General features: G+C 59.5%; 9 protein-coding genes. 2 read left to right on the top strand and 7 right to left on the bottom strand.

Annotation, left to right across the window (positions count from 1 at the left end; genetic code table 11):
• Positions 1–137: 137 nt before the first annotated feature.
• Positions 138–260: a hypothetical protein gene (locus RXV88_RS22380; protein WP_316295878.1), complete on the top strand. Its 123-nt coding sequence runs from the start codon at positions 138–140 to the stop codon at positions 258–260.
• 16 nt (positions 261–276) lie between these two features.
• Here RXV88_RS22380 and RXV88_RS22375 read toward each other — a convergent pair whose 3' ends face one another.
• Genes RXV88_RS22375 through RXV88_RS22345 form a run of 7 tightly spaced genes read right to left on the bottom strand, consistent with a single transcriptional unit; the run spans position 277 to position 10,114 of the window.
• Positions 277–981: a hypothetical protein gene (locus RXV88_RS22375; RefSeq protein ID WP_316295876.1), complete on the bottom strand. Its 705-nt coding sequence runs from the start codon at positions 979–981 to the stop codon at positions 277–279.
• A 29-nt stretch (positions 982–1,010) separates the two neighbouring features.
• Positions 1,011–2,309 carry a nucleotide sugar dehydrogenase gene (locus RXV88_RS22370; protein ID WP_316295875.1) on the bottom strand — a complete coding sequence of 433 codons (1,299 nt, stop codon included), beginning with the start codon at positions 2,307–2,309 and terminating at the stop codon, positions 1,011–1,013.
• A gap of 50 nt (positions 2,310–2,359) precedes the next feature.
• On the bottom strand, positions 2,360–6,151 hold the full coding sequence (locus tag RXV88_RS22365) for a glycosyltransferase (RefSeq protein WP_316295874.1): 3,792 nt from the start codon (positions 6,149–6,151) through the stop codon (positions 2,360–2,362).
• A gap of 39 nt (positions 6,152–6,190) precedes the next feature.
• Complete coding sequence (locus RXV88_RS22360; RefSeq protein WP_316295873.1) at positions 6,191–7,171, bottom strand: hypothetical protein; 981 nt, start codon at positions 7,169–7,171, stop codon at positions 6,191–6,193.
• Positions 7,168–8,229, bottom strand: coding sequence for a hypothetical protein (locus RXV88_RS22355; RefSeq protein ID WP_316295871.1), 1,062 nt, complete (start codon positions 8,227–8,229; stop codon positions 7,168–7,170). The genes RXV88_RS22360 and RXV88_RS22355 overlap by 4 nt, the downstream gene beginning before the upstream one ends.
• Before the next feature lies 1 nt (position 8,230).
• Complete coding sequence (locus tag RXV88_RS22350) at positions 8,231–9,412, bottom strand: hypothetical protein (protein WP_316295870.1); 1,182 nt, start codon at positions 9,410–9,412, stop codon at positions 8,231–8,233.
• A gap of 51 nt (positions 9,413–9,463) precedes the next feature.
• Positions 9,464–10,114 carry a hypothetical protein gene (locus tag RXV88_RS22345; protein WP_316295869.1) on the bottom strand — a complete coding sequence of 217 codons (651 nt, stop codon included), beginning with the start codon at positions 10,112–10,114 and terminating at the stop codon, positions 9,464–9,466.
• Between the two features lie 110 nt (positions 10,115–10,224).
• Between RXV88_RS22345 and rfbC the strand changes: the two genes are divergently transcribed.
• Positions 10,225–10,782, top strand: coding sequence for a dTDP-4-dehydrorhamnose 3,5-epimerase (rfbC, locus tag RXV88_RS22340; RefSeq protein ID WP_410468851.1), 558 nt, complete (start codon positions 10,225–10,227; stop codon positions 10,780–10,782).
• The last annotated feature ends 83 nt before the right edge of the window (positions 10,783–10,865 follow it).

Genomic DNA, 10,865 nt, shown 5'->3' with positions numbered 1-10,865 from the left:
TGCTTCATGGGAAGATCCGAAATTGCAGGGTTTTCAATGGAATCCTATGAAACCCTGCAGGCCAAAGCCAACAAAATTAGACATTTCTCACATAAATTCAGAGCGTTGGGCGTTGTTCAGACCCGACGAATTACGTGATGAGCCATTTCTTCTCGGGTCCGCTGGCGCAGGAATTCGGTGCTGATGCCGGGCTGGCAAAACCGGACAGCAGCCTGGAGCTGATCTGCGACGAGGAAGCCCAGGACACCGCGGCGGAATAGCCACGGCCCGACCCCGTCATTCGTACCCGAAAGCCTGCAAAAGATCCGGTGCAATGATCTGCCGCATGCGCGCATCGGCGCGTTTCTCATCATAGGCAAAGGGCGCGCGGCGGCCGTTCACGGTTCGGCCCTGTTGCGTCATTGATTTTCTCTGCGCCGCGATCAGCTCATGCGCCTTTTCCGACAGATCCTCGGTAAAGCTGAACCTGAAGAAGTCGAGAAAGGTCGCATCCTCCCAGACCATTTCCTCGTAGCGGAAGATGCGCACATTGTCGTGCCGCTCTGCCAGGGCGCGCCATTTCGTGGCAAATTCCTTCCAGAACGCGGCCCGGTTTTCGAGGAAATGGAGCCAGTTTTCCTCGTTGTCCTCGACCCGGCTGACCTTGCCGTCGTCCGCCCATCTCGGCACCCGCTTGTGACGATTCACTTCCTGTTCATAATAGGACATCAAGGAATTGAGCGGATAACGGATCAGCACCGCATAGGTGATTTCGTCCTCCACCCGCAGGCCCAAATCGAAATCGTGGTGTTTCTGAATGCGGCGGCCTCCGGGACAGGGCGTTTTTTCCGGCACCGGCTTGCCCCGGCCCGGGCAATCGGGCACTGAACACGCATAAAGGGGGCAGTAATCGTCCTTGCCGATGGCACGCTCAATCATCCGTTGCGTATAATGCTGGCCACTCCGCGGGTAGGACACCAGCATGATGCGATTGTCAGTCATTCCATGGTCCTCCTGCGGTCTCGTTCAGTTTACAGCCTCAGATCGCTCTCTGCCCTGGGGAAGGCCGCCTTCATGTCGAACAGCAGCCCGCCCTCGCGGTGCAGGGCGCGCAATGCCCCGGCCCCGGCGGCGGTGAACCGATCATGCGCCACCGCGGCGATCACCACGTCATAGGCGCGCCCGGCGGGCAGGTCCATGACGATGTCACGGCCGAATTCGGCGCGCACTTCCTCCGCATCGGCCCAGGGGTCGCAGATATCGACCCGCATGCCGAAATCCTCCAGGCTGCAGACCAGATCGACGACCTTGGTGTTGCGGATGTCGGGGCAGTTCTCCTTGAAGGTCAGCCCCAGCATCAGCACCCGCGCGCCGCCCACCGGCAGCCCCTTGCGGGCCATTTCGCGCACCAGCCGGTTGGCGGTGTGGCGCGGCATGCCGTCGTTGATCTCGCGGCTCTGGCGGATGATGTCGGGGATGTGGCCCGCGGCCATCGACTTGTGCACCAGGTAATAGGGATCGACGCCGATGCAATGTCCGCCCACCAGCCCCGGCGTGTAGCGGGTGAAATTCCACTTGGTGGCGGCGGCGTCCAGCACCTCGTTGGTGTCGATGCCCAGCCGCGAGAAGACCATCGACAATTCGTTGATCAGGGCAATGTTGACATCGCGCTGGGTGTTCTCGATCACCTTCGAGGCCTCGGCCACCCGGATCGAGGCCGCCTTGAACGTGCCGGCGGTGATAATCTCGTTGTAAAGCCGGTCGATCAGGTCGGCCGCCTCGGGCGTCGAGCCGGAGGTCACCTTCATGATCTTCGGCAGGGGGCGCGCCTTGTCGCCGGGGTTGATCCGTTCCGGGCTGTAGCCGGCATAGAAATCGTGGTTCAGCCTGAGGCCGGAGACCCGCTCGACAACCGGCAGGCAATCGTCTTCGGTCGCACCGGGATAGACGGTGGATTCATATATGACGACATCGCCGCGCGCAATGACCTTGCCCACGGTCTCGGACGCGCGGATCAGCGGCGTCAGATCCGGTTGGCGGTGCATGTCGATCGGCGTGGGCACCGACACGATATAGACATTGCATTCCGCCAGATCGTCGAGCCGGGACGTGTAGCTCAGGTGCCGGGCGGCCTTCAGCTTCGCGGCCTCCACCTCGCCCGTGGCATCGTGGCCCGCGCACAGGCTGGCGATCCGGGCCTCGTTGATGTCGAAACCGACCGTTGGCCGGACCCGGGCGAATTCCACCGCCAGGGGCAGGCCGACATAGCCCAGCCCGATCACGGCGATGCGTGTGTCCTCAAGATCGGGAAGGCGGGCAATCGTGCTCATTGGCAACCTCTCGGGCAGGCATGTGACATATGACCGTTCGCTTAACCTGTTCAGGATTTGCTCCGCAACAGGCTTTCGGCCGCAATCTGGGCCAGGGTGACGCCGGACCTGTCGAAACTGTTGAATATCCGCGGCGCGCGGTCGGGCGACGTCTTTCGCTGTTGCAGCAGATCCTTGAACAGGGCCTCGTAGAGATGGGCCTGTGTCATGAAAGACAGCAGCCGTTCTGCCCGGTGGCGGCAATTCTTCCCCAGGTTTGGCCCCCGCAGCACCTGGGACAGCCCCCTGGCCAGACCGGCCGCATCGCCGATTTCGCTGGTGTGACCGGTCTCGCCGTCAATGGCCAGATCCGGGATCGCGCCGGTCTTGAAGCCGACGACGGGCGTGCCGCAAGACAGCGCCTCGGCGGCGGTGTTGGAAAAGGTTTCTTCCAGAGAAGGGACAACGATGACATCCGCCGCCGCATAGGCCCAGGCCAGCCTTTTCTTGTCGCTGATGTAGCCAAGCGCTTTCTTGTCGAAGGCGATCTGGTCCGTGGCCGGGGTTTTTCCGCCCACCAGCATCACGAATGGGTTAAGTGCCGGGTCGATCTGCTTGAGATGGCCGAAGGCCTCAACCAATTCGCGATAGCCCTTGATCTCACTGGAATAGCTCGGGACGTAGCCGATGATCGGCCGGTCAAGCGGCAGCCCAAGATCCTTTCGGCGGTTCATCTTGTCATAGGGCCGGAAAACGTCGAGCTCGATCGAATTGGGGATCGTCTCGACCCGGCAATCGCGGAAATAGGGGGCCTGTGCGACGATGTTACGTGTATGCTGGGACAACGTCACCAAAGTCAGGTTGTCGAAATTGTAATGCGCGCGCTTCTCGGCCAGAAGCTGGGCCGGATAGTTCCGGTAGACGCTGTCGATCTGCGGGCAATCCGAACAATCCGCCTGCCACTTGTCGCATCCGTGAAAACAATGGCACCCGCCGGTGAGCGGCAGCATGTCGCGGATCGTCATGACCACCGGCTTGTCGCTCCAGGTCAGGCTCGCGATGTTTTCGGTCGAGAGAAAACGGGCATACCAGTGCAGATTGATCACGTCATAGGGTTCGACCATTCTCAGCAGGTCTTCCGAGGGTATATGCGTCTGGCTGAGGGACATGATCGTCAGCCCCGGCTTCGGAGGCAGTTGAAGCACATTCCAGTTCCGCACATTCCCGGAGGGATGGGGCACAACGGTCACGTCCGGTTCGTCGCCGTGATTGGGCACGGTCGTGAAGAGATGAGAGCGGATATCGGTGTTGCGCAGCCCTTTATGCAAACGAAAAGCTGCATATCCCGCACCCTGCACGGTGGAAGAGGAGAACAGCGCGACATCGACGGGTTTCACGGTGACCCGCTCGATGACCGCGTCCAGCAGGGCGCCCTGGCGCTCTTCGGAAAAGACCGCAAGCCGCTCTGTCGCGTAGCCGATGTTGTCGGCAAAGGCCGTGCCCTTGCGCCACATGTCCGCCAGGGCCGTGGCAATGGCCGCGCCATCCCCATGCGGGACGATCCGCGCGAAAGGCGTTTCATCCCCTATGACCTCGGGCAGGCCTCCGGCGTCGCTTGAAATAACCGGCAATCCAGCAGCAATTGCCTCAAGAATTGCAAGTCCAAAAGTTTCGGAGCGCTGGAGTTCATCTTCACTATATGTTGATGGAAAAACAAAGCAATCAAAATTAGTATAATATTCCGGTTGTTCCGCAAAATTTATGAAAGGTTCAAAAGTAACTTTATCTTGGATTCCAAGTTTCTGAGCCAGTTCTTGCAATGCCTCAAGCCGGTCCGCTCCATTGCCATAGACGACTGTCAGATGCACATCTTGAGTACAGGTTGCACAGAATTCGGCCAAGCCACGGAGTAGGTATTCATGCCCTTTCCAACGAACCAGTCGTCCGACACTAAGAAGTTGCAAAGTTCGTGTTCCATCATAAAATCCACTCTTCTTCCTGAACTTAAAAAATCTTGGATTAATCGTATTATAAACTAGGTTAATTTTTTCACTCGGAACGCCATGTGCGTATAATTCGGATACTAAATATTTGGAGACTGCCGTAAAAGCAGTATTCCGCCGTTCTGCAAAATCTTTAACAATATAGTCTTTATAATCCGGAGAGGTGCGCATCGAAAAAACATCGATCCCGTGGCACATGGAGATGGTCGGAATATCGAGGTCGAGGGCGTCGATCCGTTGCGCCCATTTCCATTCGTTCAGCGCGAAATGGCCGATCACCACGTCCGGCCGGATCCGGTCCACCAGATACTTGTAAAGACGCTCTCCGACCTGGTGATCGAAATCCGCCCAGTGGATCATGATGGCCTTGCCGTAGGGACGCTCGGCGCGCAGCTGGGGGTGTTCGAAGAGAACGAAATTGTCGTATTCGGACCGGGCTTCGAGACGTTGCACCAGATCGTAGATGAAGGTCTCGGGCGGGGCGGAAAACACCGAAACGAAATGCAGGATCGTTCTGGCGGCCTCCGGCTTCCTGCGCGCCGCCACGGCATCGATCCGTCCGAGAATGTCGCTCAGTGGACCAAGCTTGGTCTCAAGCTGAATGCAGCGCATGTCGGCATCGAGCAGATCGATCAATGCGCAGTAATCCTCGAAGAACCGGGGCACCTCGGTTGCGGCGAGGCGAAAATTCTCGCGGTCCCGCAGGCAATGTTCCACATAGCCGCGCAGCGCCCGGATCAGCGGCTTGTCCGCGATGTGCCGCCGGGCGATCTCCGTCAGGGCCTTTACCCGCATCTTGTTGAAACGGAAAAGGTAGATCTCCTCGGCATCCCCGGTGTTCAACCGGGGAAAGTGGAGCTGATAGCTCCGGGCTGCCTCGGATATGAAAAGCTTGCGCCGGGCTTCCGTCCCGCCAGAGGACAGCCCCCCTTCAATCAGGGTGAAGAGCGGTTTGTTGAGACAGCGAAAGACGGCGCCCTCGCGAAACGCCTTCCGCATCCAGACCGCGTCGCTGACGATGCGGAAATCCTCGTCATAGGGGCCTATGCGGTCATAACAGCTGCGGTGCACCAGAAACGTGTTGTGGCAGACATGCAGATGGCCGAATAGCAGCCCGGCGTCGATCTGTTGCGCCACCAGCAGCTTTGATCCGACATGGTAATCGGTATAAACGATATCCGCCCGCTGATCGGGGTCGGAGCGCGCCACACGCAGGGTTTCGGTCACGAAATCCGGATCGTAGAAGTCGTCGGAATTAAGCAGGCAGATATAATCGCCCCGGGCTAGCTCGATCCCCTTGTTCATCGCCGAGTAGATGCCCTTGTCCGGCTCGGACACGTAATAGTCGATGAAATCCTCATTGGCGCGCAGAATATCCAGCGTCTCTTGCGGACTGTTGCCATCGACCACGATGTATTCCACGTTGGGATAGGTCTGGGCCCGTACGGAATCGATGCAGCGCTGAAAGCTGTCGTGATTGTCATAAATGGCCGTCACGATGGTCACCAGCGGGGCATCGGGGCGGTTGCATTTGAAATGCCCCCTCAGCCGAAGGCCGCCCTCTGCCTGACGGCGGCCGGAGAGATTCGGGTAGAAATCATACCGCCCGGCAAAATGGGCAGTATTTTTCGCAACATTGGACAGCTCCGGCAAATCGAGTTTGTAGACCCTGGCTAACTGCTGAAGCACATTGATCTTCCGCTGCCGGGCGTTGTCGTTGTCAGGCCCCGGAGATGCGCTCGCCAGATGGGTGGCCACCTTGAAGTGCCGCTGCGCCACTTCGGCGTCATCTTTCCAAAATGCCTTGCGGCATTCTGCGACAGCGGTCCAGAAATTCGAGGCAGGATCGGTAGTAGACATCACGGCTCCTATGCTTCGCTTCAGCTTGGCATCACAGCATTATCCAACATCATCGGGAGCGTAATACAGCCTTTGGCAGAGTTCCTTGTAGGTACTGCAATCTTTGGCTTCCAGCGCAATTGCCTCTGGTATCGGGCGGCGTGGGCGCTGCGCGATCGTGTCGCCTTGCCGGCCGCTGTTACCGCTCAAGGCAAAAAGAGAAAGCAAGTCCGCGAAACCGGCATCAAAAGGCAGTTGCAGATCGGCGGCTATTCTGGACATGACGCTCGGCGGATCGGCGACGAAATCCTCGTACCGATAGATCGGTACATCCTCATACGCCTCCAGGAATGCCAGATAGCGCCGGCAGTATTCTTCCATCGTTGGCGGCTCGAAGTGCACCCAGTTGTTGTTCTTCAGGGACAGGAAGCTGTCGAGCGGTTGACGCACTGTTACGACTGATAGGACCGGCATGTGATCTTGCAACAAGCCGCGCAGCGTGGGCCGCGACCAGAGGTCTCTCTTCGCAAAGAATTGCGAATGGGGGTGATCGCGCAGCACCAGATAGCGTCCTTCGCGTTGCGCCGCGTGGCGAAGCGCCCGGAGACCTGCCAGAAAGACATCCGTTGCGACATCATTCGCCTGTGGTCTACGGGGATCGTAATACAGGTCGGCGATCAGATCGGTGGGGTGAAACGGGTTTTTTCCGAAATCACGGATCAGCGTACTTAATGGATCGATTTCGCTGAGCAATTGCACATTTGGCAAGGCGGCCACAGCCTTGGAGATCAACGTGCCCCCTGAGCAGGCGACTTGATGCAGGCAGCGTTGCGGATCGTTGGTCCATGTGGGCGCCAACGCGGTCAGCTGCGCCTGACAGGTTTCCAGAGCATCGGTGAGAGACGCGGAACTGGGGTCGATCGGGTCGAGGCCAGTGGTACTTAGTTGCGCAAGGGCCCACTCCAGATGGGTAACCAGATCGGTCTCGTCGTTCGCGGCGGCGCTATCTCTGCCGGAGGATGATGCAGTTCGGTCGGTCATGACTTTTTGCGCTTGGCCGATGGTGTCTTGCTCACGGCTTCGAGCGCTCTTTCCAAAGGAGATGCCATTTGCGCCAGAAGCATATCCTGTGCGCTCTTAGCGTCCTGCAAAGCGCTGAACCGGTCGCGCAATTCGGCGATGTCGCGCTCGAGCATTGCCTGCATGCGCAAGGCAAGCCGCAGATCCCGCCGGGTATTTTCCTCGGCCTCGGACAGTGCGACATTCGTTTGTTGCAGCGCTTCCAGGCGCGACTCCATTTCCGGAATGCGGGCAGCGGTTTCCTGTATCCTGCTCAGTTCCCGCCTGGCGCGTTCCTCGGTCTCGGACAGCGTTGCGTTCTTTTTTTGTAACTCCTCCAGACGCGCTTGCATGGTTTCCAGGTGGGCAACCGCTGCTTCTGCCTCGCGGAGGCGCGCGGGATAGAACAGGCTCGCTCGGAGGAAATTCGGATCGGAATTCATAATACCCTCCGTCAGAAACCCTGCTTCGGTCAAACGGCTCAGAAGTGCATTTGCCGGCACACCTCCCAGATCGTCTCGACTGGCCTGTAGCAAGATGCGGTCGAAATCCTGCAGCGCTGATCCCTCCAGAAACAATGCTGTATGTTTGGCAGCGCTGACCGGGCTGTCGAGAATCAGAAGATGCGTCATGCCCGCCTGGGGAGGTTTGATCCGGGCCTCCTGTAATAGTGTTGGCACGTCCATAACCCTAGTTTCGAGACGCGCGGTGATCCGAAGCCCGGGATAGAGCGTCATCAGGTCCTCGGGCATGTCAATGTCTGAAAACTCGGGCAGGCTGAGACGCAGGAATGCCGCCTTTCCGCCGCGTACTCCGAGAGCCGCGGAGATCACATCGACATGCTCGTGCTCGGCGGAACGATCGGCCAGCATGCCGGCGTGGTCCGGATCCGGTTCGACCAGCACCACCCTCTGTGCCTGGGCCGAGATCAGCGCGCCCAATTCATCTTCGCCGCAGAATCCGACATGCAGAATGGTGTCGATTGGCTGTCTGGTCGCGATCGCTTCGATCTGGGGACTCCAGTCCGGTGTCCACACCATGTCAGACTTCCTTTGAAGAGCGCCCAAGAAGGGCGCGCAACGGTGCCGTCAGGCGGTAGCCGGGCGAACGCAGGATGCGGTTTAACCGGTCGTCGAGCGCAGCGATGTGGGTTTCGCAATGAGCAATATGAGCCTGATGCTCCACCAGGCTGTGATCCAGTAGTGCGACGCGCTGCTCGAGCCGTTGTGACCGCCGCTCGAACCTGGCCGCCTTGCTTCGGGCATCGGCCAGAGAGACCTCGCGTTCGGCTAAGGTTTTTTCTAGGGATTCTGCCCGGGCGAAGTGGTTTTCCAGTTCGGAATGGACCTCGAACATTTGCGCCAGCTGTTCGCGCAGGGATTGGCGCGCTATTTCGGCCTCTTGTAGCATGGCCTGGTGGCTTTCCAGGCCCTGATACAGCTGATTCTTCTGCTGTTCCAGTTGTTCGACCTGAGCCCCAGCAGCTGTCAATTCGGTCATAAAGACCTCGGTTTCTGTTAGGGCCGCGTCACGCGCAGCTTCTAGTCCCTCGGCCCGCTGGTAATTTGTTTCGGCCTCCTGCTGGGCGGCAAGCAGCTGTTCGGTCAAAACTTCGATCTCGCGGGACCGGCTGTAATGGCGCAGCGCGGCATCCAAGGTCGAGCCTGCCGTCTCATGATCCAGGTGCAGCAGGCTGGCGTTGAGTTCCCGGACGATGCTGCGCGTCTCGGCGTCGCTGTCAAGCGCATGTTTTGCGAGAATTTCCAGCACCGGATCATTTTCCGGCAGATCGGAGGTTCTACTTCGGGCAACGGGCTTCAGGCTCAGAAGGGCACACAGGTCAGCAGGTTGCGACACCGCCGCTTCCGGGGTGACCAGCAAACAGCGGCGGCGATCGGTGCTCCGCAAATCCAGCACATCACGGGCCCGGGACATCCAGCTGGCCAGCAGGGATGAAGGCGTTTCCCCCGAGGTCATGCCAGCGGCAAGCACCTTGTGTGCGGCGGGCACCACTAAAAGCAGCATGGAATCCGGCATGGCGCGCCAGGCCGTGGCCGCAGCGTCCAGGCGATCATGCTCTGCAAGGAGCATATCGTTCCCGGCAGCCAGGACCTGCAACGCGCCCAGCACGGCCTCATTTGTATCCGCTGGCCATTGCCAAACAAAAAGAGAACTCCGGTCGCGCGTGGCGGGATGTGGCGTTTTGGGATTTTCTGGGATCATGCCCTGCCCTTTGATATCGGCTTCAGACGCGATCGGACACGCGTGGACGGTTTATTCCGGATAGCTCAGATAACGCGTTTGGAAAGGGGCTGGGCGAGGCTGGCGCCGGAGCATCCTGACGAGGCCCCGCAGCGGCGCGGTCAGCCGCCAGCTGCTGCTGCCAAAGGTTTGCACCAGCATGTGTTCAAGCTCTGCGGCGTCGCCCTTGACCTTCTCGAGTTCGGCCTGCACCGCGGCGATATCCGCAGAAGGCGGGCCCCCTTTGTCCTCGATCATTCTGGTAAGCTCGGCGATCTCGGCAAACCTGTTTTCAAGCTCCTTTTTTAGCTTCACACGTTCGGGATCACGTGCGGCCTTTTCTTTGCGGGCAGACTTCAGGGCGGCATTCTCTTCGCGCAGGCGGCTCAATTGGACCGCAAGTTCGGTGTTCTGGGCCAGCAGCCGTTCCAACCGCTCGGGACCGGAGTTGTCTACGGAAAGAGAACGCGCGTGGGATGGAGTGGTCATTGCAGTCTCGAGTGCAGCCGAGGTTTCGGCTTCCCTACCGTCTCTCTCAAAGCTTGTCACCCCTGGTTCATGCGGAAACGTAGAGATACCACGATTTGAAAAATGGACTTCGTTCTTGCCGGGCTTTTGCCGGAGAGGGGTTGGTTTCATCGCCAGGGCAAAGCCCGATGCGCCCGATGTTGCATTGCAACGCATCCGGCCAGCGTGCTTTCGCAAGCAAAGTGCGGCAACGGTCTTTCGCAACCCGCGCGCGCCGTGTAAAGGCGGCAGGGTTCGACACGAGGCCAGACCGGAGACCGCGCGACATGCTGGAGGTGACACCGACCTCGATCGCCGATGTGCTGATCCTCACGCCGCGGCGCTTCGGCGACGCGCGAGGGTTTTTTTCCGAGACCTGGAATGCGAAGCGGATGCGCGAGGCGGGGCTCGATCTGGAGTTTGTGCAGGACAACCAGTCGCTGTCTGAAAAGATCGGCACCCTGCGGGGTCTGCATTTTCAGTCGCCGCCCCATGCCCAGGGCAAGCTAGTGCGCTGCGGCCACGGCGCGCTTTACGACGTGGCGGTGGATATCCGCGTGGGTTCGCCCACCTACGGGCAATGGGTGGGGGTAGAGCTGACCGCCGAGAACGGCCGCCAGCTCTGGATCCCGACAGGCTTCCTGCACGGCTTTGTCACCCGGGAACCTGACACCGAGATCCTTTACAAATGTACCGATTTCTACACACCGGAATGCGACGGCGCGGTACTGTGGTCGAGCTGCGGCATCGACTGGGGCCTGACGGGCGACCCGGTGCTGTCGGACAAGGACGCCGCCGCTCCGCCGCTCGCGGATTTTGACAGTCCGTTTTTGTGGGAAGGGTAGGGCGGGGGAGGGGCGGCCGGCGACACACCCCAGGCTGGTGGCAGGGCTGATGTATCTGCAGCATGTCCATGGGCTGTCGGACG

Origin of the sequence: Aestuariicoccus sp. MJ-SS9 (genome assembly GCF_032586235.1) — a bacterium.
GTDB lineage: Bacteria > Pseudomonadota > Alphaproteobacteria > Rhodobacterales > Rhodobacteraceae > Aestuariicoccus.
The sequence above is the reverse complement of the archived record's forward strand: the minus strand, read 5'-3'. Positions and strand labels throughout refer to the sequence as shown.